The organism is Gammaproteobacteria bacterium, from assembly GCA_035279405.1.
Classification (GTDB): Bacteria; Pseudomonadota; Gammaproteobacteria; order Natronospirales; family REEB76; genus REEB76.
The window spans coordinates 68349-93704 of record DATEHU010000011.1; the positions used below are offsets into that span (position 1 = coordinate 68349).

23 protein-coding genes are annotated in these 25356 nt (G+C 61.2%); 16 read left to right on the top strand and 7 right to left on the bottom strand.

Features of this window, described 5'->3' with window-relative positions; genetic code table 11:
* Positions 1-56 precede the first annotated feature (56 nt).
* On the bottom strand, positions 57-1016 hold the full coding sequence (locus VJR90_00585; GenBank protein HKV95971.1) for an acetoin utilization protein AcuC: 960 nt from the start codon (positions 1014-1016) through the stop codon (positions 57-59).
* Positions 1017-1085: 69 nt separating this feature from the next.
* On the opposite strand from VJR90_00585, the gene VJR90_00590 reads away from it, so the two are divergent.
* The 11 genes from VJR90_00590 to VJR90_00640 all read left to right on the top strand — a co-directional run bounded on the left by VJR90_00590 (position 1086) and on the right by VJR90_00640 (position 11876).
* Positions 1086-1550 carry a RimK/LysX family protein gene (locus VJR90_00590; GenBank protein ID HKV95972.1) on the top strand — a complete coding sequence of 155 codons (465 nt, stop codon included), beginning with the start codon at positions 1086-1088 and terminating at the stop codon, positions 1548-1550.
* 10 nt (positions 1551-1560) lie between these two features.
* Positions 1561-2490, top strand: a complete 930-nt coding sequence (gene rimK / locus VJR90_00595; GenBank protein HKV95973.1) for a 30S ribosomal protein S6--L-glutamate ligase — start codon at positions 1561-1563, stop codon at positions 2488-2490.
* Between the two features lie 84 nt (positions 2491-2574).
* Positions 2575-3636, top strand: a complete 1062-nt coding sequence (locus VJR90_00600) for an MBL fold metallo-hydrolase (GenBank protein ID HKV95974.1) — start codon at positions 2575-2577, stop codon at positions 3634-3636.
* 193 nt (positions 3637-3829) lie between these two features.
* Entirely contained in the window at positions 3830-4120 is a 291-nt protein-coding gene (locus VJR90_00605) for a hypothetical protein (protein HKV95975.1), read from the top strand.
* Positions 4121-4315: 195 nt separating this feature from the next.
* Positions 4316-4804 (top strand): GNAT family N-acetyltransferase, encoded by a 489-nt coding sequence (locus VJR90_00610; protein HKV95976.1) that lies wholly within the window; start codon positions 4316-4318, stop codon positions 4802-4804.
* A gap of 668 nt (positions 4805-5472) precedes the next feature.
* On the top strand, positions 5473-5772 hold the full coding sequence (locus VJR90_00615; GenBank protein ID HKV95977.1) for a DUF1905 domain-containing protein: 300 nt from the start codon (positions 5473-5475) through the stop codon (positions 5770-5772).
* Positions 5773-6056: 284 nt separating this feature from the next.
* On the top strand, positions 6057-6437 hold the full coding sequence (locus VJR90_00620) for a VOC family protein (protein HKV95978.1): 381 nt from the start codon (positions 6057-6059) through the stop codon (positions 6435-6437).
* A gap of 87 nt (positions 6438-6524) precedes the next feature.
* Positions 6525-6974, top strand: a complete 450-nt coding sequence (locus VJR90_00625; protein ID HKV95979.1) for a lipocalin-like domain-containing protein — start codon at positions 6525-6527, stop codon at positions 6972-6974.
* Positions 6975-7211: 237 nt separating this feature from the next.
* Positions 7212-7946, top strand: coding sequence for a hypothetical protein (locus VJR90_00630; GenBank protein ID HKV95980.1), 735 nt, complete (start codon positions 7212-7214; stop codon positions 7944-7946).
* A 307-nt stretch (positions 7947-8253) separates the two neighbouring features.
* Positions 8254-9924 carry an energy-dependent translational throttle protein EttA gene (gene ettA, locus VJR90_00635; protein ID HKV95981.1) on the top strand — a complete coding sequence of 557 codons (1671 nt, stop codon included), beginning with the start codon at positions 8254-8256 and terminating at the stop codon, positions 9922-9924.
* A gap of 878 nt (positions 9925-10802) precedes the next feature.
* Entirely contained in the window at positions 10803-11876 is a 1074-nt protein-coding gene (locus VJR90_00640; GenBank protein HKV95982.1) for a S41 family peptidase, read from the top strand.
* A gap of 147 nt (positions 11877-12023) precedes the next feature.
* Here the strand turns inward: VJR90_00640 and VJR90_00645 are convergent, their stop codons facing one another.
* A complete protein-coding gene (locus VJR90_00645) occupies positions 12024-13976 on the bottom strand; it encodes a chloride channel protein (protein ID HKV95983.1) in 1953 nt (650 codons plus the stop codon).
* A 342-nt stretch (positions 13977-14318) separates the two neighbouring features.
* Entirely contained in the window at positions 14319-15053 is a 735-nt protein-coding gene (locus tag VJR90_00650) for an FAD-binding oxidoreductase (protein ID HKV95984.1), read from the bottom strand.
* Positions 15054-15235: 182 nt separating this feature from the next.
* On the opposite strand from VJR90_00650, the gene VJR90_00655 reads away from it, so the two are divergent.
* Positions 15236-16036 carry a hypothetical protein gene (locus tag VJR90_00655; protein HKV95985.1) on the top strand — a complete coding sequence of 267 codons (801 nt, stop codon included), beginning with the start codon at positions 15236-15238 and terminating at the stop codon, positions 16034-16036.
* Positions 16037-16157: 121 nt separating this feature from the next.
* On the opposite strand, the gene VJR90_00660 is transcribed toward VJR90_00655, so the two are convergent.
* Both VJR90_00660 and hutF read right to left on the bottom strand, forming a co-directional pair.
* Entirely contained in the window at positions 16158-16997 is an 840-nt protein-coding gene (locus VJR90_00660; protein ID HKV95986.1) for an N-formylglutamate amidohydrolase, read from the bottom strand.
* Positions 16994-18325, bottom strand: a complete 1332-nt coding sequence (gene hutF / locus VJR90_00665; protein HKV95987.1) for a formimidoylglutamate deiminase — start codon at positions 18323-18325, stop codon at positions 16994-16996. The genes VJR90_00660 and hutF overlap by 4 nt, the downstream gene beginning before the upstream one ends.
* A 45-nt stretch (positions 18326-18370) precedes the next feature.
* Between hutF and hutI the strand changes: the two genes are divergently transcribed.
* From hutI to VJR90_00685, 4 genes are all read left to right on the top strand, one after another.
* On the top strand, positions 18371-19555 hold the full coding sequence (gene hutI, locus VJR90_00670; GenBank protein ID HKV95988.1) for an imidazolonepropionase: 1185 nt from the start codon (positions 18371-18373) through the stop codon (positions 19553-19555).
* Complete coding sequence (hutH, locus tag VJR90_00675) at positions 19552-21081, top strand: histidine ammonia-lyase (protein HKV95989.1); 1530 nt, start codon at positions 19552-19554, stop codon at positions 21079-21081. Before hutI ends, hutH begins: the two co-directional genes overlap by 4 nt.
* A gap of 356 nt (positions 21082-21437) precedes the next feature.
* Positions 21438-22322: a DUF4382 domain-containing protein gene (locus tag VJR90_00680; GenBank protein ID HKV95990.1), complete on the top strand. Its 885-nt coding sequence runs from the start codon at positions 21438-21440 to the stop codon at positions 22320-22322.
* A gap of 85 nt (positions 22323-22407) precedes the next feature.
* Positions 22408-23337: a DUF4382 domain-containing protein gene (locus VJR90_00685; GenBank protein ID HKV95991.1), complete on the top strand. Its 930-nt coding sequence runs from the start codon at positions 22408-22410 to the stop codon at positions 23335-23337.
* Between the two features lie 35 nt (positions 23338-23372).
* Here VJR90_00685 and VJR90_00690 read toward each other — a convergent pair whose 3' ends face one another.
* On the bottom strand, positions 23373-24626 hold the full coding sequence (locus VJR90_00690) for an MFS transporter (GenBank protein ID HKV95992.1): 1254 nt from the start codon (positions 24624-24626) through the stop codon (positions 23373-23375).
* A 213-nt stretch (positions 24627-24839) separates the two neighbouring features.
* Positions 24840-25322: a C40 family peptidase gene (locus VJR90_00695; protein ID HKV95993.1), complete on the bottom strand. Its 483-nt coding sequence runs from the start codon at positions 25320-25322 to the stop codon at positions 24840-24842.
* Positions 25323-25356 lie beyond the last annotated feature (34 nt).

Genomic DNA, 25356 nt, shown 5'->3' on the forward strand with positions numbered 1-25356 from the left:
AATGCTCCGGCGGGCGTTATTTTCCGCCGCTCATTGTACCTTAGGCACCACAGCACTCAGGCGCGGAGAAAGGCTTCGACCACACCGCTCCAGGCCTGTGCCAGATTGCGCCGGTTGTATCCGCCGCCACCCAATCCGACGATGCGGCCGTCACATGTTTCTTCCGCCAGCATGCACAAACGCGCCGCCGCGTGTGCGTGCGCGGCCACTGTATAACGCAGATGCGTGATGGGATCTCCCCGGATGCTGTCCGCACCGCACTGGAACAGGATGAACTCGGGCCGACCCCGACGCACATATGCTTCTACCTTTTCCCAGGCGGCACGGAATGCAGCGTCGTCCGCGCCGGGCGGCATGGGTATATTGAGCTTGGTGCCGCGCGCCGCACCCTTGCCGGTTTCCTCGCTGCCCCCGGTGCCGGGATACAGAAACCGGCCGTCCTCGTGCAGATCGGCAAACAGAAGATCCGCATCGTCTTCGAAAGCGTAGAACACGCCGTCGCCGTGATGCGCGTCAATGTCCACGTAAGCAATGCGTTTCAGGCCATGCGCGCGCCGCAGATGTTCAACGGCGGCGCCGATGTCGTTGAGCACGCAGAAACCCGCGGCATGCTTGCGACCGGCGTGATGCAGTCCCGCAATCGGCACGAACGCGTGCCGCCAGGTGCCGCGCATCACGCCATCCACCGCGTTGAGCGTGGCGCCCACCACCCATTCGGCCGCTTCCAGAATATGCGGAGCCGCGGGCGTGTCGCCGTCATCCAGAAAACCCTCACCCATCGCACATTTTTCACGCACGTAATCGAGATAGCGTGCATCGTGAAAGGCTTCGAGTTCCGCGTGGCTCGCGGCGCGCGCCGCGATTGGCTGTACACGCGTGTCCAGCTCACGCGCCCGCATTTCATCCCAGAAAGCCGCAAAACGGTCTGCACCGAACGGATGGCCGTCGCCGAAGCCATAGCGTGCCTGTGCCGGATCGCTGCACACCCCGACAGGCTGGACGGATTTTGCGGACATGCAAGACTCCCGGCGGACCGGCGATAGACGATGATATTATGGCAGCCCGCGCCGCGACCCATGTATCGCATGCAAGCACGGACAGAATCGCAATTACTTCCGGTCGGCTGGCGCGAATGGGCGGCATTGCCGGAACTCGGCATTGCGCGCATCAAGGCCAAGATTGACACTGGCGCGCGCACCTCGGCGCTGCACACCTTCGCGTTGGAACTGCTGCAGCACGACGGTCAGACTTGGGCACGCTTCGGCGTGCACCCGCTGCAGCGCCGCACCAAGCCCGAGATTTACTGCGAAGCGCCGGTTGCCGACGAACGCTGGGTCACGGACTCCGGCGGGCATCGCGAACGCCGACCGGTGATCGTGACGCCGATATGCGTCGGATCGTACACCTGGCCGGTGGAACTGACGCTCACGCGCCGCGACAGCCTGCGCTTTCGCCTGCTCATCGGCCGCAGCGCGATGCGCGCGCGGCTCACCGTGGACCCAACCGCTTCCTATCTGACCGGAAAGCGGCGCGTGCGTTCCCCAGCTTGAGAGATCCAGCATGAAGACCACGAAAAAGAAACGTCTCAAGATCGCCGTGCTGTCGCGCAACACGCGCCTGTATTCCACCAAACGTCTGGTGGAAGCCGGGCTGAAGCGCGGCCACGACGTGTACGTGATTGACCCGCTGCGCTGTTACATGAACATCGCGGCGCACCGGCCGGAAATCCATTACAAGGGGCGCAAGCTCGAGGACTTCGACGCCATCATCCCGCGCATCGGCAAGTCCGTGACCTTTTACGCCACGGCGGTGCTGCGCCAGTTCGAAATGCTCGGGGTGTTCCCGCTCAACGAGTCGCTGGCCATCGGCCGGGCGCGCGACAAGCTGCGTTCGCTGCAACTTCTGGCGCGCAAGGGTATCGGCATGCCGCTCACCGGGTTTGCGCATTCGCCCGACGACACCGAAGACCTGATGGCGCTGGTGGGCGAAGCACCGGTCATCATCAAATTGGTAGAAGGCACACAGGGCAAGGGCGTGGTGCTTACCGAAACCCGCCAAGCCGCCGAGAGCGTGATTGACGCGTTCCGCGGCCTGGATGCGCATTTCCTCGTGCAGCAATTCATCCGCGAATCCCGCGGCACCGACATCCGCTGTTTCGTGATCGGCGGCAAAGTGGTCGCCGCCATGAAGCGGCAGGCGCGCAAGGGTGAGTTCCGCGCCAACCTGCACCAGGGTGGCAGTGCCGAGGCGGTACGCATGACACCGCGCGAACGCCAGATTGCGCTCAAGGCCACCAAGATCATCGGCCTGAACGTCGCAGGCGTGGACATCATCCGCTCCAGCAACGGGCCGCTGGTGCTGGAAGTGAACTCCACACCGGGCCTCGAAGGCATCGAAGCGGCCACCAAGACCGACATTGCCGGCGAAATCGTGCGCTTCATCGAACAACGCTGCCGAAAATCCAACGACTTGCCGCCGCCGCACGGCTGATCCTTCTATACACGTGGATCAATTCTGACCCTTGGACCGCGAGTGGCTTTGACAAAGTAGCATCAGGAGTTCGCGGAGGTACCCATGACCACGTCCAGCCTATTCGCCAGCGCAATCGTCGCACTCTCGCTCGTTATTGGTCCGGGTGCGCTGGCCGCACCACATTCCGCGCCCGGCCAGTCGCCACCTGGAATACAAATCCTCTTCCTCGGCACCGCCGGCGGGCCGCCCTTGCGTGCCGCTCGCTCCGAGCCGGCGACGCTGCTCATCGTTGACGGCCGGCGCTACCTGATTGATTGCGGCATCGGTACCGCGCGACGACTCGTTGAGGCCGGCATCCGCTCAGAAACGATCGGCACCATCTTTCTCACTCATCTGCACCCCGACCACGATCTGGGGCTTGTCGGTGTGCTGGCAAACGATTTCCAGAATCGGGATCTGGCCGGCCCACAACACACAATTAGCATCTACGGACCACTGCAGACGAAAGAACTCGTTGACGCAGCCTACCGTTTCATCAGCATTCCGTACGCGGTGTTTGCGGCCGAAGGCGGTGGACCGAGGGGCGGCGTGCCCCCGGCACCGCCATTTTCGGTTCATGAGTTCCGCGCGGGCGTCGTGTACCAAGACGACAAAATTCGCGTCATTGCGGTGGAGAACTCGCACTACGCCCTGATGCCGCAAAAATTCCGCGCGACCATGAAGTCGTATAGTCTGCGGTTTGAGACACCGCACGGAACGATTGTATTCACCGGCGACACAGGACCGAACGATGCCGTCCTCCGGCTTGCCGAGGGCGCCGACGTGCTCATCTCGGAGGTAGAGGACTTCGCGGCGATCAGGACATTCGCTGACCGCATGGCGCAGCAGAATCACTGGTCAACCGAACGCCGGAGTCGGTTCTACGCACATATGACGAAAGAACACCTCGACATCAAGGACGTGGGACAGATAGCGGCACGGGCACACGTGAAATCCGTCGTGTTGTACCACTGGGACCCGGCTGATCCAGCAGCCTATGTGGCAGGCGTGGCGAAATATTTCTCCGGTCCGGTGTTTGCCAGCGCTGACCTGCAGCGGTATTGCTTGCTGTCTGCGTCACTGCATAACCAATCGAGCCGACCGCCACTGCACCTTTGCGAATAGATCACCGATATAAAGAGGGGCGGTGCCCTTAACCGTTGAGAGCGTAGAGACCACCACCAGAACAGACAAGCCCGGCAAGCTCATCGCGTGCATCGAACGGCGCTGCCGCAACTCCAACATCTTGGCGCCACCGCACGGCTGATTCTTGCCGTAAAATCGGAATCCCGGAATTCAGGTATCTGAACCGCAACCTATGAACAAATCCATTTTTGCGAAGCCCAGTGCACTGATACCGCTCGCAATGTCTCTTGCAGCTCTGGCCGTCGTGCTTGTCCACATTGTCATGTTCGGCACAGCTCGCGAAGCTGACGAGGGAACAGCCGCGCACCTGTGGCAAATACTCATGGTCGCTCAGCTTCCGGTCATTGCGTTTTTTGCCATCAAATGGTTGCCACGGGTGCCGAAGCAGGCAATCGGGGTATTGGCGCTCCAAACCGCAGTGCTCTTTGCGGCGCTGGCTCCAGTCTTCTTGCTTGGCCTCTGATGCCGGAGCTGCCTGACAATTCATTTCAGCACACTCTCAACCGCTACACGGATTGCCGACGTTAAATTCGGGTTTTAAGGACCAAAACCACATCCCATGAAGATAAATGTGTTCCCTGTCACGCCGGCTCGCTGGCCGGATCTCGAAGCGGTCTTCAACGCCAGAGGCTGCTCGGTAGCCCGTAGCTGCTGGTGCATGGCGTATCGCCGCAGCGGATCCCAATATCCTTCCTGGCCGGATCGGAGTTGTGCCAAAGCCAACCGCGCCGACCTCAAGGCCCTGGTGAACAAAGGCAAGACACCCGGCCTCATCGCGTATCAAGGCAAGGTTCCGGTCGGCTGGATTTCGCTCGCACCGCGCGAGGAGTTCGCCCGGTTGCAGCGCTCGCCGGTGATGAAGCCCGTGGATGACAAACCCGTCTGGTCCATCATCTGCTTCGTCGTGCCGTTGGCGTATCGGGGCCAGGGTGTAGGCCACGCCCTGCTGCAAGGCGCAATCGATTACGCTCGAAAGCACGGCGCCACGCTGATCGAGGCCTATCCCGTGGACAAGGCAGGACGATCCAGGGACGATGCTATGTGGTTCGGCGCCAGATCCATGTACGACCGCGCTGGCTTCAAGGAAGTAGCACGCCGCAAACCTGCACGGCCAGTCGTTCGGCTTAAAGTGCAAAAGAGTGCGTGACCGCGATCCTCGACGATCGTGACGTCGCCATCGCATTGAATATGCGATGCAAGATGGCCTGACAACCGTACCTGCACTGGCAAGCCACGAATTAAATTCGACAGCACTACAATATAGACCTTCGTTCGTCTTATTCTAGTTGGAACACTCTATGCACTCCGTCGTTGGGGTCAAAAGGCAAAACTTTTTTCGGCGGTGTTGGTCCGGCACTGCACGCCTGTGGCAAGCGTACTGGCTCGTCGGCGTACTGGGCCAAATTGTTGTTCTCTTTGTTACCTTTGCAATCACCTATCCATTCCGATCGGGTTTTCAGGAAAACTTGTGGACGGACATCGTCAATTTAATGCTCATACTTATCAATTTAGTCCTCGTGCTCATCTATGTTGTTTATGCCAGCGTTAGCATTTGGCGTTGTGCGCCCAACGCCAACAATCAGGTTTGGGGCGGCTTGGCGCGTGTGACGATCTTAATGTCGTGGGCTTACGGAGTGGTCGAAGTTTGGCGAGCACTGTAACTACCCATTGCGGCTGGGGCTCTACCGCCGTCCAGTTCGGCGCCACTAAGCTCAAACGCATGGAGGCGGAAAATTGAATACAGCTGGCGAGTCAATGCGCTCTCGACGAGTCCACGTACTGACAGTTGAGCGCAGGAGGCAGGCACGGAACATCATGGCCAGAGCCGAATACAAAGTGCGCGCCAAGGTGTGGCTCTACCCTGGAAAGGCCGCCTGGCACTTTGCAAACCTGTCGTCGAAGCAATCGAGCCACATCCGGAAACTGTTCGGCACCGAGGCCGCAGCTTGGGGCTCTTTGCCGGTCACCGTGCGCATCGGGGACACGGCATGGAAGACTTCCATCTTTCCCGACAGCAAATCTTCGAGCTATCTCTTCGCGATCAAGGCAGAGGTGCGGAAGAAGGAACACATCCGTGCGGGCGACACCATCACGGCAACCGTGCAGATCAGGTAGGCACGCTGATGCCCACCTCGAGACAGGCAATGCAAAGCGTTTTGAAGAGCTCTAAGCTGCTACTCATTCGCCCTGAGCATAGCGAAGCGCAGTCGAAGGGCAGGTGCAAAAACTTTGAATTGCAAGCATCAATTCGGTATGCACCCTTCGTCGGGCTCAGGATGTACTTCGACAGGCTCAGTACGAACGGAATTGGTCGAATGTTCCTTGGCTTGCCTGCGACGTCCACAAACGGTAGCTTAGACGCGCTGTGTTAAGCGCCACAACAGGCTCGGAGGCTGACTGTGAGCAAGGACACCAAGCTCTCCTCGATCCGCCAGATTGCCGTCACCGTCAGCAGCGTGGATGCCGCCTTGAAGTTCTATCGTGACGTTCTCGGCATCCCCTTTCTTTTCATCGCCGGCCCCAATCTGGCATTCCTGGATGCGGGTGGTACTCGCCTGATGCTCAGCACGCCGCAGGGTGCGGGTTCCGTCGGTCACAATTCCATTCTTTATTTCACGGTTTCGGACATAGTCGCTGCGCACGCCGTCCTGGTTACGCGTGGCGCCACAAGCGAACGTGCGCCCGAACTTACCGCCAGGTTGCCGGACTATGAACTCTGGACCGGCTTCCTGAAAGATCCAGACGGCAACCTGGTGGGCTTGATGGAGGAAAAGCGATGATCCGGCGTCCTTGCGTGGCACGTGCCTGTTCATTCAAGCCGAAAGCATTTCGCGGCGCGGCGTAGTTCAGGTGTCAGGCCGAATCACATGAGTCTCTCCAACGATCTCCCGGGAACCTGGTTGCTTCAGTCGCGCATTGACGTTACGCCAACCGGGGAACGCCATCCCGATTCGCTGCTCGGAGAGGACCCCGTGGCACTTCTGATCTACGACCGCACGGGGCATTTCTCCGCCCAGTTCATGAAAACGGATCGCTCCAACCTCGCGCCATCGGGCCCAAGCAATGCCAGGAACAACACGCAGGCACAAGGCGGCTACGACGCGTACTTTGGAACCTACAGCATTGACGACGCTACCGGCGTGGTTACGCAGCAGCTCATGGGCTCCCTATCGCCGGGGAACGTGGGCATGGTGCTGTCCCGGGCGATGGAGGTTCGTGGCGATACGCTGCTGATCAATCTCGAGACCACGGCGGCGGATGGAACGCCCGTGGTCCGCACACTTACCTGGCGACGCTTGAGGAACGCAACCCGATAGGCAACCTTACAGACCATCCGCGAGTGTCTGAATTAGGAGGTTGTGCTGGGTAATGACCATTTCAGGGAATACACCCAAAATGAGCTTGCGCGTCGGATTAATACTGGTCGTCGAGGACGACCGGCAAAACAAAGAAAACCGGCTATGAATTTTGAGTGATAGACTTTAGCTGATGCCGGTATTCGCTCTGACCCCATTTTTCATTTAGTGAGCCACGGAAAGAGAGATTAGGAAACCATGAGCCTCGCAATCACCGTGTATGTACGTGAGGGAATAGTAATGGCGGCGGATAGCCGCTTGACCCTGAATCAAACGGTTTCACAGGTGGATGCCCAGGTCGTCCATTTAGCCGTAGGTCAAAGCGATAACGTTCAGAAACTATTTCTTTCGCCAAACCGCGTTGGAATATCAACTTTCGGGGATGCCGACATCAAGGGCGTACCAATTGCAGGGTTCGTTGACTCTTTCTTGGCCACCAAACTACCGGATAACGGCCAAGTAGAAGAGACCGCTAAAGCACTCCTGGCCTTCTTTCGGAGCAACGATCCGATGCCAAGCACAACCTTTCATGTCGCCGGATACACATCTTCTGGCGCCATAGCGCAACAAGAGGTCTGGCTAGTGGATATACGCACGAATTGCTGTGAGCGGAAGAATCCACCAGAAGAGCAAGGAGCCACTTGGGGTGGTGAAATAGATATCCTTTCACGGCTCGTTAATCCTGTCGCTAGAGTGGACGCTAGTGGCAAAATACTAATGAATTTACCCGATTATCCAATTCCGTGGGGCTTCTTCACTCTGCAGGACGCAATAGATTTTGCAATCTTTGCGACACGATCGACCATTGACGCAATCCGTTTCCAACCGAGAGCAAAAACTGTTGGCGGTCCAATTGATGTTTTGGTTCTTCAACAGAACGGTTGCAAGTGGATTCAACGCAAACAGCTACGCGGAGAGTCGAAAGAGAGCTGACAGTGCGCCCCCTTGGATAATGGAGCCAGCACCACTACCCGCCACGCCTGATCCGGCTCGCGCCATTCCTGAGAATGCCGGGAACCATATGTGGGAAGCTTCAAATTACCTGTCACCATTACGAGGCCTGTCCTCGATGAACCTGCGAGCGGTGACCCAGATGTTTAACTTTTTTCCACTGCCGCTGTTGCGGGATTAACGGAGGGCCATTTATGCGAAGCACCCCTAAATGAGCTCATGCGGCAAGAAATTCATCGCGGCTAGCTTATAATCCGCATCCTTTCCCAATCTCCGAACGATTAACTCCATGGCGCAATATATCTACACCATGAACCGGGTGGGCAAGGTCGTGCCGCCCAAGCGCGAGATCCTGCGCGACATTTCCCTGTCCTTCTTTCCCGGCGCCAAAATCGGCGTGCTCGGGCTGAACGGCGCCGGCAAATCTTCGCTGCTGCGCATCATGGCGGGCGTGGACACGGACATCCACGGTGAAGCGCGCCCGCAGCCGGGTATCAAGGTCGGGTTCCTGCCGCAGGAGCCGCAGCTCGATCCCAAAATAAACGTCCGCGCGAACGTGGAAGCCGGCATGGGCGAAGTCATGGAGGCCAAGGCCAAACTCGACGCGGTGTATGCGGCGTACGGCGAACCGGACGCCGATTTCGACAAGCTCGCGGCCGAGCAGGCGCGGCTGGAAAACATCCTGCAGGCCGCGGGCGCGACCAACCTGGATCACGTGCTGGAAGTGGCTGCCGAAGCGCTACGTCTGCCACCCTGGGACACGGATGTCGTCAAGCTCTCCGGTGGCGAGCGCCGGCGCGTAGCTCTGTGCCGCCTGTTGCTCTCGAAGCCCGACATGTTGCTGCTCGACGAGCCCACCAACCATCTGGACGCGGAATCGGTCGCGTGGCTGGAACGTTACCTTCAGGAATATTCCGGCACTGTGGTGGCCGTGACGCACGACCGTTACTTCCTCGACAACGTGGCCGGCTGGATTCTGGAACTGGATCGCGGCCACGGCATTCCCTGGCAGGGCAATTACTCCTCGTGGCTGGAGCAGAAGGAAAAGCGCCTGGAAATGGAGGAGAAACAAGAAACCGCGCACATCAAGGCCATGAAGCAGGAACTCGAGTGGGTGCGCACCAATCCCAAGGGCCGGCATGCCAAGAGCAAGGCGCGCCTGCAGAAGTTCGAGGAACTCTCCTCGGTAGAATTCCAGAAGCGCAATGAAACCCAGGAACTTTATATTCCACCCGGCCCGCGCTTGGGCGATCTCGTGGTCGAAGCCAAGGACTTGCGCAAGAGCTTCGGCGACAACCTGCTGTTCGAGGGGCTGTCCTTCAAGCTGCCGCCGGGCGGCATCGTGGGCGTCATCGGCGCAAACGGCGCGGGCAAGACCACGCTGTTCCGCATGATCGTGGGCCGGGAGAAACCCGATGCCGGCGAATTGCGCATCGGGCCGAGCGTCAAGCTCGCGTACGTGGATCAGTCGCGTGATGCGCTCAACGACAAGAAATCCGTGTGGGAGGAAATCTCCAACGGCCAGGACGTGCTCACCATCGGCAGCTACGAGACGCCCTCACGCGCCTACGTCGGGCGCTTCAACTTCAAGGGCCCGGATCAGCAGAAACTCGTCGGCCAGTTGGCGGGCGGCGAACGCAACCGCGTGCATCTCGCCAAGGTGCTGCGCGACGGCGGCAACCTGCTGCTGCTCGACGAACCGACCAACGATCTCGATGTGGAAACCCTGCGCGCACTGGAAGAAGCGCTGCTCGCCTTCCCCGGCTGCGCGGTGGTGATCTCGCACGACCGCTGGTTCCTGGATCGCATCGCCACGCACATGCTGGCGTTCGAAGGCGATTCCAAGGTGATGTGGTTCGAGGGCAATTACGCCGACTACGAGACTGACCGCAAGCGCCGCCTCGGTGCCGATGCGGATCAACCGCATCGCATCAAATACCGTCCTTTGCGGCGCGGTTGATCGGCCCGTACAGGGATGTACGGTCGCGCGCAGCGTGAAGCGCATCCCGGACATGCGCCGGGATGCGCGTGCGCCGGGCGGGCAGGATGCCCGCTCCGGCGTCAATTCAGTCTAGCCGCATCGCATCAAATACCGGCGCTTGAAAGAATAGACCAAGGCAATTGATTAAATCCTATGCCTAAGTTTCGAACCGTTCGTGTTGAGCGTAGCGGGCCCTGGCTCCGCGGAGTCGAAACACTGACGAGTCCGGAATTTGGTACCCTTCGACTTCGCGTCTTCGACGCTACGCTCAGGGCGAACGGAATTTTGAGATAGCTTGCACTCGCTTGACCGCCGGGCACGCCTAAAATCCCCCCTCTTTCGGGCTTCGCAATCCTGCTTCGCCCGAAAGTCCAGGGCAGCCATCAGTGGCTGCCCGCTCGGAGCTATGCTCCTTGCCCCCTTTGACAAAGGGGGCGCGTTTCGCGCGGGGGGATTTGTCAAAATGTTCAATTTGTTGGATGCCCTTAGGAATCTAATCCGATAGTGCTAATCTTCATGTGGGCGCCCTCTCTCATGTGATGTGGAACCAAACGACTTTCCGCTCTGGCACATTACGATGCCGTATTGAGCGGGGGCGTCCATATCATCTGATTTACTCGCCACATTCGTCACACCGGCGTGGTCCCGGCTCTCGCCGGGAGGTGTCCGGGTTCTTGAAGAGGCTGGATTCCGGCTCTACACCTTCGCGGGGGCAAGCTTCACCGGAATGACTGAAAGCGAAACATTCAGAGCTTCCTCGGCGCGGTAGCAGCTGCGCTTATTTTCGTCCCGTTCGACTGCGACGGAACTTGCTGCATTTTGTACGGCCTTATCAGAAACCTTATGCTAGGCACACGATGAGCGCGGCCAAGGTAATAGCAATTGCGGCATTGTTCGCGGCGCTGGCACTCGCCGGTTGCACACCGAACATCGCGCCGGGCCATCCGATCCCCAGGAACCCGTACGCCTACCAGTTCGAGGAATACTGGTACAAGTTCGACCACCTGTATCCGTATTTCGAGTACAAGCACGTGGACTGGCAGGCCGCGTACAACCAATACCGGCCGCTCGCCGACCAGGTGCACAACGAATCGGAACTCGTGCATCTGCTGATGCGCATGACCACAAAGCTCAAGGACGTTCACGTGTGGTTCAAGTCGCCCGAGGGTGAATACCTCAACACTTACGATTCCAAGCGCGCCGATGATCCCAACTGGAGCCCGGGACCGCTCAGCGTCTATGTTCCCGATCTGGCCTACTACGGCGGCGCGGACTGGGGCTACGGCCACGTGCAGGGCTTTCCCTATATCTTCATTGCCGACTGGAAAAAGCACGCGCTGTCGCTGGACGATTTCGCGACCGCTTTGGAGCAATTCCAGTCGAGTCCTGGCCTGATCCTGGACGTGCGCATGAACAGCGGCGGCAATGACCAGTTGGCCTACAAGATCGCCGAATATTTCGCCGCCAAACCGCACCTCAGTGAGTATTACCGTTACCGCAACGGGCCGCGTCCGGGCGATCTGGGTAAACCCCGACCACGGTACCTGTACCCGGCAATCGGCGTGCACTACCCCGGCTTGTTGATGCTGCTGATCGGACCCGACAGCTTCAGCAGCACCGAGAATTTCATCGCAGCCATGCAGACTCTGCCCAACGTCACCACCCTCGGTGCAACGACGGGCGGCGCCTCCGGCTGTCCGGAAACCTTCGCACTCGGAGACGGCTGGATCTACAGCGTGCCGGTCTGCTACGACATGACCGCGGATCACAAGGTTATCGAATGGAACGGCATCCAGCCGGAAGTGCCTGTGTCCGCCACGCAAGCCGATTTCGGGCGTGGCGACGATCCGGTGCTGGATGCCGCCCTGCAACTGCTCAAGGAAAAGCTCAAGGCACAGGGTGATCAGCAATTACCCGGCACGCCCCGCTGAGATCGTCTAACAAAATTGGCGAGAGGAACCGCTCCGCACAACTGAAATCCCCCCCTCGCCCCCCTTTGCAAAGGGGGGAGCGCGCTTGGCGCGCAGGGAGATTTGTCACGGGTGCTCATATTGTTAGGTGCTCTAAGTAACGCAGAGTCAATCGCGTTTGGAGGCGTCGCGCTTGGTGCCGGCGTCCGGCTTTTGTCCCACGGTCCTGACGTCGGAGTGGAGCGCCTTCCCCGCGTCGGCGTGTGCCGGTGCGAGGTTGCGCAGCCAATGTGGCAGATGCACGTGCAGATCAATGATGCGCTCACGTATGTGCTCTTCACCCAAGGCCATGGCGCGCGCGCGCAGCACGTCATGGCGCGTCACCAGGCTAATCAGAGTGCCGGACTGCGGATCAACGATCGGCACGCAATCCATGTCGGATTCGGCCATGCGGTCTGCCACCCGGCTGAGCGGCTCGTCCGGATAACCAGTGGCACGCGCCTTGGGGGTCACATCGGCAATGCGAACCGTGGGCAGATAGTTGCCGCTGCGCAGCTTGCCGACGTCCGTGCGCAACAGCATGCCCAGCAGCTTGAGCCGGTCATCCACGACCGGCAAGCCGTGCTTGTAGCTCTCCGGATCGCGTTCATCCGCGTGCGGCGGCAACTGCATGTGCTCGTCGAAGAATTTCACGGCATCGCCCACCGTCATGTTGCCGGCGAGCGTGCGCACGTCGCGCGTCATGTGGTCCTCGACGAACATGGTCTCGAACGGATCGGTTGAATACTCGCGGGTCACGTGATGCCCACGCCGGGAAATCTTTTCGGTGAGCACCGAACGCTTGAGCATCAGCACCGTGCAACCCGCTGCCACGAAGGTGGCGATGGTCAGTGGCAGTACCGCGTTCATGTCGTGCGTCAACTCGAGCGCAAACACGATGCAGGTGAACGGCGAGCGCATGGTGCCGCCGAGCACCGCGGTCATGCCCACCAGCGCCCACAGTGTCGGTTCACCGACCGGAATGATGCGCGCCTCGAGCGCGCCCATGGCGCCGCCCATGATGAGCAGCGGCGCGAGCACGCCGCCCGAAGTGCCGGAGCCGAGCGTCGAAGCCCAGAGCAGCGATTTCACGATCAACAGCGCCAGCACCACGGAAAACACCAGATTGCCCGCGAGCAGATCGCGGATCACATCGTAGCCGACGCCCAACGCCCGCGGTTCGATCATCGCGGCGATGCCGATGAGCACGCCGCCAATCGCCGGCCACCACATCCAGTGCACCGGCAGTTTTCCGAAGCCATCCTCGAAGCGGTAAGTGAGCCAGGTGAGCAAGCCGGACAGCAGTCCGGCGGTAATTCCGACCGGGATGCAGATGAACAATCCCGCGAGCGGCATGAGCGCCGAGTGATAGGCGAACAGCGGGCCCGCTCCAAGCAGCGGCTCGCGCACGATGGTGGCGGCGGCGGCGGCTATCGCGACCGGGATGAAACTGCGCGGCCGCCATTCGAACAACAGCAGTTCAACGGCAATCAGCGTCGCGGCCACCGGCGTCGCGAAAATCCCGGCCATGCCCGCCGAAGCGCCGGCGATCATCAGCGTCTTGCGCTCCATGGCGGAGAGCTTGAACAGTTGCGCAAACAGCGAGCCGAACGCGCCGCCGGTCATGATGATCGGGCCCTCCGCACCGAACGGTCCGCCGGTACCGATCGCGATCGCAGAAGCAACAGGTTTGATTACCGCCACCTTCGGCTCGATGACACTACGGTTCAGGAGAATCGCCTCGATAGCCTCGGGGATGCCGTGGCCGCGGATTTTCTCCGAGCCGTAACGCGCCATCAGCCCGATCAACAAGCCACCGACGATGGGCGGAATGAACGCCATCCAGCCGACCGTCTCATGCGATGGGAAATTGAAGGCAAAGGAAACCGTGTGATAAAAGGAAATGTTGGTAATGAAGCCGATCAGCCGCACGAGTATCCAGGCGATACCCGCGCCGGCCCCGCCGATCGGCACCGCCATGAGCGACAGCACCACCAGCCGCCAGTTCGCCGTCGTGTAGTCGCCCAGGGCCGGGCGCTTGCGACGCGGTGTTGGAACCCCAGATTTGGGATGCGGGCTCATGGAAAATCCGCGCCCCGGCGTGAGCGGGTGCCCGGAATCGTGTTGGCTGTTGGAATTAAAACCACGGAGTGCAAGGTTAGCACTCTGTCGCGAAGATATCAGGTCGGCCGACCCCACCTTGAACCTGCCGAAGCCTGCCCTGCCCGGCCAAAGTACCGGGTCGAATCGGATTGGCCCGCGCGACGCGGTGCTGCGCAATTCCGGCGGCGGAAGGCAATCACCGCGACCGAAAGGGCGACGCCGAACACTCCGACCAGCGGATAAAAAGAAGCGACAAGCTACGGATCGTCTATCGGGTACAGCCGCGGCTGCGCAGGCAGAAACCAGCGCTTGCGGGTTGTGTCAGTTCGAAGACACGAACTTCTCGCGGCGCAGGTTGTGAGTCTGAAAACCCACGGCCTTGAGCTTGGCTACCGCGTCGTCAATCATGCCGGGATTGCCGCACAGGTACACGATGTCGCGCGCCGGATCGGGATTCAGCTCCATCAAGTGGTCCTGCACGTAGCCCTTGCGTTCGTGTGCCACCGCGGGTTCCGAGAGCCGCCGGCTGTAGCTGGTGATGAACTGGAAGCGCGGATTCTCGCGCGCCAGTTGCAGCATGTCCTCGCCGTACAGGAGTTCGTCGGGTCCGCGCACGCCCATCAACAGCACCGCCTCGTGGCCGCCGCCGTTCAGGCGTTTGCGCAGTTGCGGCAGCATGGCACGGAACGGCGCAATGCCGGTGCCCGTGGCCACCAGCAGATCGCGCTGCAGTGAGTCCTCGCGCAACTGGAACTTGCCGAACGGACCGGTCGCCTGCACGCGCGCGCCCGGCTCCATGGCAAACAGCAAACCGGTGCCGCGGCCGCCGTCCACGTAGGTGATTGCGAGTTCCACGTCCCCCGAATGCTCCGGGCTGGCGGCAATGCTGTAGCTGCGGCGCAACTCCTTGTCTGTGAAGGGCATGTGCAGGGTAACGAACTGCCCCGCCGCCCAGCGAAACGGCACACCGTCCTCACGCCGGAAATTGAACTGGCGCACGCGCGGCGTCACCATGCGGGTGGACTGCAAAACGAAATTGAATCGCTCGTGGGGCATGCTCTTTTACCAATACATTCAACAGGAATGGAATTCACAGTGAAACGCGGGCACAGGTTACCGGGCATAATCCTGCGTTAACCCGGCGGCTCTGCGCTATAGTTACGCTCGCCTATTTTAAGGAGGATTGAGTCATGTTGCATCGCCCCGCCAATATTTTGTGTTTGCTGGCCGGCAGCCTGATGGCGTTCGCCACCGCCCATGCCGGCCCGATCGCGCCATCCGACAATGCTCACATGCTGCTGCAGGAAGCCGTGAACGGCAGTTGGCGCTCCGCCGCCAACAAGGCCCGCGACCAGTACCGCCATCCCATCGAGACGCTGGAGTTTTTCGGCATTCGTCCGGACATGACGGTGATCGAGCTGGATCCGGGCGGCGGATGGTACACGGAAATTCTCGCGCCTTTCCTCTACGACCACGGACATCTGATCGAAGCATCGGCGCCCATGGACAGCTCCAGTAAATTCATGCGCCGCATGGCCGACGCCTATGCGCAGAAACTCAAAAGCGACCCGGCGGTGTACGGACACGTCGAGAAAATCATCCCGTTCGCGCCGCCCGAGCAGGTGAACCTGGGACCGGACGATTCCGCCGACATGGTGCTCACCTTCCGCAACGCGCATGACTGGCTGAACCACAGTCCGGAAACATTGGAGGCCGTATTCCAGTCCGCCTACAAGGTGCTCAAGCCGGGCGGAGTGTTCGGCGTTACCGAGCATCGCGCCAGGCCGTTCGCCGATGCCGTGCAAAGCTCCAAGGAACTGCACCGCATTCCCGAGGACTACATGATCGAAGCGGGCCTGAAGGCCGGATTCCGGCTCGCCGGCGTATCGGAAATCAACGCGAATCCCAAGGATCCGGAGGACATCAACGTGCACCACTTACCGCCGAATCTGATGGGCGCCAAGACCCCGGCCGAAAAGGCCAAGATGGAAGCCATCGGCGAATCCGACCGCATGACGCTCAAGTTCGTCAAACCCTGATCCCGGCACGATGAAAGCGGGCAGCGCGCAGGCGTTGCCCGCTTTTTTGTGCCCGCGCTTTGGTTGCGGGCCCACTGCCGCGCCCGCGCTATACGCAAAGAGCGTAAATCCGGCGCAAAAGCTAACTGTCGGTAGCGTGCCTCCAGCCGGACGAGCGCCTGACGGTTTCGTCACTCACCGCCTGAAGCACGCTCTGGATCTGCTTCTTGGCAGGTACGAATCCCCGATACATCAACGCGCCAGCCGGATCCTGTTCGTCCATGTACACGCGTTCGCACATCTCGATCTGCAGCGCCTCGACCGTGTCCTGCTTGCCGTAGTGGTCGGTGATGTAGCCGCCCTTGTAGGGGCGGTTGCGTGCCACGCGGAATCCCTGCGCGCGAAACGCAGCCTCGGCGACCTCCGTGAGCCAGCCGGAATTGCTGCGCCCGTCGCGGTCACCGAGGAAGATATCGTCGGTCAGAGGGCCGTGCAACAAATTGGCCCGCGAAGCCACGCTGTGGACATCGATGAGCACGGCACGGCCGAATTTCCGGATTTTCATCTGCAGGAGTTCCCGCAGCTTCCTGTGATAGGGCGCATGCACCAGTTGGCGCCGGCGCTCGATTTCCCGCGCGTCGGGCATTGTGCGGTAAATTTCCTCGCCCCAGAAAGTCTTGAGCGCAACAAAGCCGGTCTCGAAACGGCCGGGATAGAGCGGCGCATCGTCGGGCGCACGGTTGAGATCCGCAACAAAGCGGCTGTAGGTAGCGTAAATCGTGGTGGCGCCAAGGTCCGGAAGATAATCGTACAGATGATGCAGATGCCAGTCGGTCATCGGCAAGCCGCGAATGTAGGCGGACGCAAACTGCGCTTCAATGCCGGGCGGCACATAAGTGCCGGTGTGCGGAATGCTCACCAGCAGCGGCGTTTCCTGCACCGCGGGCACGCGTATTTCGTACGGTTCCGCCGGAACGCTCATGCCTGATTGAGCCGTGCCACGGTGGCGGCAAACTCGCGCGTCCCGGCCTCTTCACCCGCAATTGCGCCGTGATCCGCAACGCGTTTCCCGCCCACGTACACCGCAGCGAGGTCCGCCCGGCTGCCACCCACAATCAATGCATCGAGTAACGAGTCCGGTCCGTGGCCGAGCCAGGGCGCCGTGTACTCGTCGAGCACCACGATATCGGCGCGCTTGCCGGGCACGAGTTCGCCGAGCGGTTCACCGAGCGCACGCGCGCCACCGCGGCAGGTCTGTTGCCACAGCACCGCGCCGAGACCGTCCGCATTTGCAAGGCGCGCACGCTGTTCGCGGCGCAGACGCTGGCCGTATTCCAGCAGCCGCAGTTCTTCTACCGCATCAATGCGGCCGTTGCTGTCGGAACCGATGGCGAATCGCCCGCCGGCGCGCACGTATTCCTCCGCTTCGAACAGGCCATCGCCCAAACCGGCTTCGGTGAGCGGGCACAGCACTACGGTGGCGTCGCGCTGCACGATGAGCGCGCGCTCGGCCGCACTGGCGTGCGTGGCATGCACCAAGTTCCAGCGCGCATCGAGTTGCACCGTGTGCGCCAGCAGTTCAATCGGCGTGCGGCCGAATGCCGCCTGACACTCCTCAACCTCCCGCCGCTGTTCGCTGATATGGATGTGTATGGGTCGGCGAGCGCCGATTGCGGCATCGGCCTGCACCAGCAACTGTGCCAATGTGAGCGGCGGCACCGCGCGCAGAGAATGCGGCGCGATGCCGAGCGGCACACCACGCAACTCCTGCAACAGCCGGCAATAGTCCTCTATACTGGCGTGCACGAAACGCCGCTGGCGCTCGGCCGGCGGCGTGTTGAATCCGCCCAGTTGGTAAAACACCGGCAACAACACCAGATGAATACCCGCCGTGCGCGCCGCTTCGATCACCGCCTGTGCCATCTCCAGGCCGAATCGGCCTCCAGGCAGCTGATGCAGATAGTGAAATTCGGCGACGCTGGTGAACCCGGCGCGCAGCATTTCGCGGAACGCCTGGCGCGCGATCACCAGCAGGTCCTGGGGCGTAATGCGCCCGGCCAGACGGTACATGGCCTCACGCCAGCTCCAGAACGAATCCTGCCCCCGCGCCTGCTCGCCAAAACCCGAGAGCGCGCGCTGGAAAGCATGACTGTGGGCGTTGGGCATGCCGGGAAGCGCGAAAAAACCGTGGCTCCCCTGCCCGCTGGATTCTATGGCTGCGATTATTCCGTCGCTGCCCACAACCAGGGTTTGGTCGGCACGCAAACCGTCGGGGGTCAGCAGGTATTTGAAACTCAACCGCGTAGGCATACGCCTATGCTCTCAAATTCACGCTCGGGCGGCTAGGAGATCCGGGTGTACGACCTGTTGGTCAAAAACGCACGCATCTACCCCATGGAATCGGACGCCGCGGTATCGCCCGCCCGCACTCTGGCGGTAAGCGACAGTCGCATCGTGGCACTCGACGTGCCCGATGATGCTGCAGCTAAGGAAGTCTTTGATGCCGATGACCGCGTCGTATTGCCAGGTTTTGTGGACTGCCACACACATGCACTGTATGCCGGCAACCGGGTCGCGGAACACACGTACAAATTACGCGGTGCCAGTTATGCGGAGATCACCGGCGCCGGCGGAGGCATTCAGACCACGGTGCGCGCCGTGCGTACCGCCGACGAAGCCCAACTGGTAAAGGAAACCCTGCCGCGCCTGCAGGCACTGGCGGCCGAAGGTGTGACCACGGTCGAAATCAAGAGCGGCTACGGTCTCAGCACCGAACAGGAACTCAAGATGCTGCACGCCATCCAGCGGCTGCGCCTGCATCTCAACATGGACATCGCGGCCACGTTTCTGGGCGCGCATGCGATTCCGCCGGAAAAATCCCGTGAGGAATATTTCCAGGAGGTCCTCGATGTCATGCTGCCGGCCGTGGCCAAGCAAAAACTCGCGGAGAGCGTGGACATCTTCGCGGAATCGTTCGCGTTCACAACCGAGGAGGTGCGTCAACTGTTCACGGCAGCCTCCGGGCTCGGCCTGCATTGCCGCATCCACAGCGACCAGCTCAGTCATATGGGTGCGACCGAAGCCGCGGCCACGCTCGGCGCCCTCTCCTGCGATCATCTGGAACACGCCAGCGAAACAGACGTACAAGCCATGGCGCGCGCGGGCAGCGTGGCGGTATTGCTGCCGGGCGCGTTCTATTTCCTGCGCGAAACCCGCAAACCGCCGGTCGAACTCTTGCGCCGTCACCGGGTGCCAATAGCCGTGTCCACGGATCTCAATCCGGGCACCTCGCCGATCGCGAGCCTGCTCACGGTCATGCACATGGCGGCATTGTTGTACGGCCTCACGCCCGACGAGATCCTGCTGGGCGTGACGCGGCATGCGGCGCGCGCGCTGGGACGCGAACAGCGGGTCGGCAGCCTCGCGCCTGGACGCCACGCGGATTTCACCGTCTGGGACATCCCGTCGCCTGAATTCCTCCTGTATCAGCTCGGCGGCCTGAAACCGGCCGCGGTGTTTTACAAGGGCAAGCAAACATGAGCGATTTGGCGTTGACCGGACATGATTTGACGCTCAAGGACTTGGCGGAATTCGAAGTACACCGCCCGCGCGTGACACTTGCCAGGACGGCGCGCGGCCGCATGCAGGCGAGTGTGGAAGTCGTGCGTGAAGTCGTGCGCACCGGGCGGGTGTGTTACGGCATCAATACCGGCTTCGGCGCGCTTGCACGCCAGCATATTTCCCATGACCAGCTCGTGCAGCTGCAATACAACCTGGTGCGCAGCCACGCCTGCGGCGTGGGCGAACCATTGGCACCCGTCGTCACGCGCCGCATATTGCTGCTCAAGGCCAACAGCTTGGCCATCGGCAACTCCGGCATCCGTCCGGAAGTCGTGGAGGCGCTGCTGGCGTTCCTGAATCGCGACGTACTGCCGGTAATTCCCGCAAAGGGTTCGGTAGGGGCCTCCGGGGATCTCGCGCCGCTCGCGCATCTGGCGCTGGCCCTGATCGGCGAGGGCGAGGCCGAGCACGGAGGCAAGCGGCTTGAGGGAAAGGCGGTGCTCGATGCCGCGCATGTGCCGCAGATACAGCTCCAGGCCAAGGAAGGCTTGGCGTTGCTGAACGGCACGCAGATGAGCGCAGCCTTGGCCATCGAGGGTCTGCTGCAGACACGCAACGCCCTGCTTTCCGCCATAGTGATCGGCGCGCTGACGCTCGAAGGACTGGCCGGCAGTTACAGCCCGTTCGACGCCCGCATCCACGCGGTTCGCAATCTGCCCGGCCAGATCAAGGTGGCCGAGTGGTTCCGCAGCCTGCTGACCGGCAGCGGGATCTGGCGGTCGCATCAGGACTGCGACCGGGTACAGGACCCCTATGCCGTGCGCTGCATGCCCCAGGTGTTCGGCGCGGTGTGCGACACGCTCGCGCATGCGGCCGGCGTACTGGCACGCGAATGCAACAGCGTATCGGATAACCCCCTGATTTTCGGTGAGGACGTGCTCTCCGGCGGGAACTTCCACGCCGAGCCCTTGGCCTTCGTCGCGGATTTTCTGGCGATAGCCGCCACGGAACTGGGCACCATGTCGGAGCGGCGTACCGACCTGATGCTGCGCAAGATCAATCCGCGCCTGGAGATGTTCCTGGCGCGCACGCCGGGGGTGGAGTCGGGCTTCATGCTGGCGCACGTGACCGCCGCCGCCCTGGCCTCAGAGAACAAGACGCTGGCGCATCCGGCCTCCGTGGACACCATCCCCACCTCGGCCGGGCAGGAGGACCATGTGAGCATGGCGCCCTGGGCCGGCATCAAATTGCTGCAAATCCTGGAAAACCTGCACCATATCCTGGCCATCGAGGCACTGGCCGCGGGAGCGGCCATCGAAGCCCAACGCCCATTGCACAGCACGCCCCAACTGGAAAAGGCCCTGGTCCATATTCGCGGGGTCGCAGCCGCGCATACCGGCGACCGGCGCCTCGACAAGGACATCAACCAGCTTGCCGCGCAACTGAGCCGGGGCTTGCTGACGGGCTGCCTGCCGCCGGACGCAAATCAGTCACTGCTGGTGTGACCTAAGCCGGGCATCAGGTGCCCCGCGGTCCGCGTCAATCTCCTGCAATTCAGATATGTCACACAAACGACATATTTTCCAACTATTGGCTATAATCACGCTGCGTCCCAGTCGGACACCGGACGATGGCTGAGGCCATCGGCAGAAAAGCATGGTTATGACGGCCCCGCGCAACGTGGGGAAGTCCGGGGCCTCTCGTTTTCCCCCTTTGACGAGAGGCCCCTCTTTTTTTCACCTGTAATTGCCTGGGCAGTCCTCCCCCTATGAGGCGAACGCACCAGACGGTAAACTGCGCGTCTGCGAGCCTGCCGCCTGTAGCTGGCCGTCTTCGTTCCCAAGCCCGATCCGGAGTTCCGATGTCCAGACTGATTGCCCGGTCCGCCGCCGCCCTGTGCGCGTTGCTGCTGCTCACCAGCTGTGGCGGCAGCGGCGGCAACAACAACAATTTGAATATCTATGTTGCGGACGCGCCCATAGACAATGCCCGCAGTGTGATCGTGTCGCTTACCGGAATTACTGTGACCGGAGATCAAGGTACTCAGACCTTCACGTTCCCGGCATCCACCCCGATAAATTTTTACCAGCTGCAGGGCGGACTTTCGCAATTCCTGATCAGCACCACTCTGCCGGCTGGACATTACTTTTCCATCACGCTGGACTTTGACGCTGCGCCCGGCACGCTCGATTCCAACATCACGCTGATCGGCAACGGCAACACCTATCCGCTGGTGATCCCCGCCGGTCAGCCGACGTCGTACACGGTACCGGTGAATTTCATCGTGTTCCAGAACATCACCGCGAATTACACACTCGACCTGGATCTGCGCAAGTCCGTCATTACAGACCCATCCAATCCCAATCAGTATCTGCTGCAGCCGTCGCTACGCGCCGTCAGCAACAATGATTACGGTCTTATTTCCGGCACGGTGGCCAACACCCTGGTCAGCTCGGGCTGCAACCCCGCCGTATACATATACAGCGGCAACGTGACTCCCACCGACGTCAACATCAACGCCCCGGCCGGCAGCGTACAGCCGATCACCAGCGCGCTGGTGGGAGTCAACGGCACCATTTCGCAATTCGCGTTCAGTGCCGGCTTCCTGCCACCCGGCCAGTACACCGCGGCTTTCACCTGCCAGGCCAACCTCGACGACCCGACCAAGACCGACAACATTCAATTCCTCGCCACCACCACCACCACCGTGGCCGCGGGAAACACTACCTACATCAATCTGCAATAGGCGTGGCGCTCAAATCCCGCGTGACGCGGATAAGCTATACTTTGTCCACGTTGCAGGTTGTCTCCCTGACTTGGGGAGGTGTCTTATGTTGCGATATGCGCGCATCCTTGTGCCCTTGTCATTCCTGTTGCTGATCGCCGGCTGCAATTCTTCCTCTGACAATGGCCTGCTCAGCCTTTCGCTGACCGATGCTCCGGTGGACAACGCCGCCAACGTGGTGGTGGATATCACGGCCATCCAGGCGATACCCCAAAACGGCAGCCCGATTACCTATACGTTCCCGCAGCCACAGCAGATTGACCTGCTGCAATTGCAGCAGGGTGTATCCACCCCACTGGTAAATGACTGGAGTCTGCCACCGGGGCAATACATCGGCCTGAATGTGTTCGTCAGCGCAGACCCAAGTGTTCCGGATTCCTACATCGTCCTGAATGACGGCAATCAGTACCCACTGGTGGCGCTGCAGCCCGTGAATTCAACGGCCTGCGGCCTGCCCTGCGCCAATACCGCGGTACTCGCGATCCCGCTGAATTTCAATGTCGACAGCAACGAAAATGGCGCCTATGTGATCGATTTCGACGCACGCAAATCCGTGCTGCCGCCGGCCACACCCGGGGGTACGCAATACGGGCTGCAGCCGGAAGGGCGCATGGCTGCCATCCTGGACTCCGGCAACATTATCGGTATCGTGCCCAACTCATTGATTACGCCGGGATGCACACCCGCCGTGTACATCTTTGCCGGTGCCAACGCGACACCGACCGACATCGACAACAATTCACCGCAGGCCACGCAACCGGTGACCGAAGAAACCGTGACCTTGAACAACAATACCGGAGACTACGTGTTCACCGGTGCGTTTTTGCCGGCCGGCACCTACACCCTGGCGTTCACCTGTGAAGCCGCTCTGGACAACCCCGGCACCGCCGACAACATCACCTTTACTTTTACCGGCAGCGTACCGGTCGCGGCGCAAACCACTTTCCGCGTGGTGCTGACCAGCCCCAACACCTGATCCCCGTGCACAGATCGTTGCGGTAATGAGCGCGTTCAACGGTCGGATGATTTCGTGCCGGCGTGTGCATAGCGGCGGAACACGCGGCCGTAACCAATAACATACAGCACCTGCAGCGCCGCGGCCACGTAAAACGGAGTGAGAAACATGCCGGCGGCGATCATCGGCCCCGCAACGCCCGGGCCAATGGACTGCGGCACCTGAAATGAAGCCGCATTGACGCTGGCCGCCAGGCCACGGCGCTCGTCGCGCACCAGCACCATCACTTGTGCCTGACGCGCGCCGACCGACGCCCCGCTGGTCGCGAGCCGAAACATGTAAACCACTGCTGCCAGCCAGAACCACGGCATCAGCGGCAGGATGCCCAGCAACACGGCGCCAATGGCGCGCGACCAGATCACCGAACTCACCAGTCCGTGCCGCACCGTGATGCGGCCGGTGACAATGGCGCTCACTCCGGCTAGCAAGAAAGTCACCGCCATCAGCGGGGCGATCTCACCGGGCCCGATGTGATAGCGCAGCGCAAACCAGTAGGCGATCAATGTGCTGGTCAGTCCGATGGACAGGCCGTTGAGCGTATTCAACTGAAACAGCCGCCAGAGGATGTGATTCTCAAAGCGCCGGGCCTCGGCATTGCCGGGCGTGGTTCGCGATGCGGCCAAGATCCGCGGGGCCACACGCTGCTCCGGAGCACCGCCCAGCAACCACAAATTCACGATTCCGCCCAGCGCAATCACCATGAAAATGGGGCTGTAGGCAAAATGTACGCCCCAGCCGGAAATCAGGAATGACGGCGTGATCGCAAACAGCGCGCCCAGGGTCATGCCGAAAAATCCCAGCCCCGAATTCAGGCTGTAAATCCAGCCGCGCTGTTCAGGCGGCACGACTTCCGCCAGCCACGCCTGTTCGGCGGGTGCGAACGGCCCGGCCGATCCGGCACGGCCGCGGCCGAATCCCCCGACAATCACCGCCGCAACCAGCAGCGTCGGGCTGGCACTCAGCAGCGGTGCAAGGCCGCACAGCACCGTCAGGCCTTCGTTGCAAAGCAGAAACGGCTTGCGCTGCAGTCGGTCGCTGACCACGCCGATCAGCATGCTGAAGGCCGCGGCTACCAACCCTCCGGCCATCAGGGTCAGGCCGATTTCAAGTCCGCTCCAATGCAAGGCATGCATGTACAGCGACAAGTCCACCACCAGCGCGCCCTGCGCCACGCTGCGCACCGCGCGTGCCGCCAGCAGGCGGCGCGTGGCCGGATGCAAGTCAGCGAGCGCCAGTCGCAGACGGAACATGATGCTGGCGGTGGAATATCACGCTGCGGCGGGAAAGGTGCAGCAGAAAGATGGCGGGGTGAGGACTAGGGAAGTATGAAGAACGGTATACCGTGAAAGCCAAGCTCACTTCCCTACTCCTCATCAGACCCAGCCGCCGCTGGGTTCATCGCGTTGCGCGTTGAATTCTACCGCGCTGCAGGCCGTGCCCAGGATCGCGCGGGATTTAATCGCTCAAAACCGCCCGCCGCCGACGAAACGCGATTTCCAGTAGCGATCATCCAGCCGGGCATAAGACACCGGTTGGCCGGTTTCCGGCGCATGCACGAACACGCCGTTGCCGACGTAGATGCCGACGTGCATCTGGATATTGCCGACGATCTGGAAAAACACCAGATCGCCGGGCTGCAAATCCCGCAGGCTCACCGGATGCGAGGCGTACAACTGCTGGTTGGCGGTGCGCGGCACCGCGATGCCCGCATGCCGGAACACGTAATACACCAACCCACTGCAGTCGAAGCCACGCGGCGTATCGCCGCCGTACACATACGGCGCGCCGAGTTCGCGGTTCGCGAGCTGTACGATTTCCCGCGCACGCGCGGCTTCGGGGGATGCATACGTTGCCTGCGCGGACGGCCGCTCCGGCCAGGGCGCACAAGCCGCGAGTGCAGCCGTAAGCAGGCCGGTAATCACAACGATCCGTGGTTGAACACGCATGGGTCTCATACAAGCGCAACTCAAGAGAAAACTC

Bases quoted from the DNA above. Each gene is read 5' to 3' on its own strand.
- ettA (HKV95981.1), top strand. From the start codon at position 8,254: ATGGCGCAATATATCTACACCATGAACCGGGTGGGCAAGGTCGTGCCG.
- VJR90_00695 (HKV95993.1), bottom strand. From the start codon at position 25,322: ATGCGTGTTCAACCACGGATCGTTGTGATTACCGGCCTGCTTACGGCT.
- VJR90_00590 (HKV95972.1), top strand. From the start codon at position 1,086: ATGCAAGCACGGACAGAATCGCAATTACTTCCGGTCGGCTGGCGCGAA.
- VJR90_00660 (HKV95986.1), bottom strand. From the start codon at position 16,997: ATGAGCGTTCCGGCGGAACCGTACGAAATACGCGTGCCCGCGGTGCAG.
- VJR90_00650 (HKV95984.1), bottom strand. From the start codon at position 15,053: ATGCCCCACGAGCGATTCAATTTCGTTTTGCAGTCCACCCGCATGGTG.
- VJR90_00585 (HKV95971.1), bottom strand. From the start codon at position 1,016: ATGTCCGCAAAATCCGTCCAGCCTGTCGGGGTGTGCAGCGATCCGGCA.
- VJR90_00630 (HKV95980.1), top strand. From the start codon at position 7,212: ATGAGCCTCGCAATCACCGTGTATGTACGTGAGGGAATAGTAATGGCG.
- VJR90_00685 (HKV95991.1), top strand. From the start codon at position 22,408: ATGTTGCGATATGCGCGCATCCTTGTGCCCTTGTCATTCCTGTTGCTG.
- rimK (HKV95973.1), top strand. From the start codon at position 1,561: ATGAAGACCACGAAAAAGAAACGTCTCAAGATCGCCGTGCTGTCGCGC.
- VJR90_00690 (HKV95992.1), bottom strand. From the start codon at position 24,626: ATGTTCCGTCTGCGACTGGCGCTCGCTGACTTGCATCCGGCCACGCGC.
- VJR90_00625 (HKV95979.1), top strand. From the start codon at position 6,525: ATGAGTCTCTCCAACGATCTCCCGGGAACCTGGTTGCTTCAGTCGCGC.
- VJR90_00655 (HKV95985.1), top strand. From the start codon at position 15,236: ATGGCGTTCGCCACCGCCCATGCCGGCCCGATCGCGCCATCCGACAAT.
- VJR90_00605 (HKV95975.1), top strand. From the start codon at position 3,830: ATGAACAAATCCATTTTTGCGAAGCCCAGTGCACTGATACCGCTCGCA.
- VJR90_00680 (HKV95990.1), top strand. From the start codon at position 21,438: ATGTCCAGACTGATTGCCCGGTCCGCCGCCGCCCTGTGCGCGTTGCTG.
- VJR90_00645 (HKV95983.1), bottom strand. From the start codon at position 13,976: ATGAGCCCGCATCCCAAATCTGGGGTTCCAACACCGCGTCGCAAGCGC.
- VJR90_00610 (HKV95976.1), top strand. From the start codon at position 4,316: ATGGCGTATCGCCGCAGCGGATCCCAATATCCTTCCTGGCCGGATCGG.
- VJR90_00600 (HKV95974.1), top strand. From the start codon at position 2,575: ATGACCACGTCCAGCCTATTCGCCAGCGCAATCGTCGCACTCTCGCTC.
- VJR90_00615 (HKV95977.1), top strand. From the start codon at position 5,473: ATGGCCAGAGCCGAATACAAAGTGCGCGCCAAGGTGTGGCTCTACCCT.
- hutF (HKV95987.1), bottom strand. From the start codon at position 18,325: ATGCCTACGCGGTTGAGTTTCAAATACCTGCTGACCCCCGACGGTTTG.
- VJR90_00640 (HKV95982.1), top strand. From the start codon at position 10,803: ATGAGCGCGGCCAAGGTAATAGCAATTGCGGCATTGTTCGCGGCGCTG.
- hutH (HKV95989.1), top strand. From the start codon at position 19,552: ATGAGCGATTTGGCGTTGACCGGACATGATTTGACGCTCAAGGACTTG.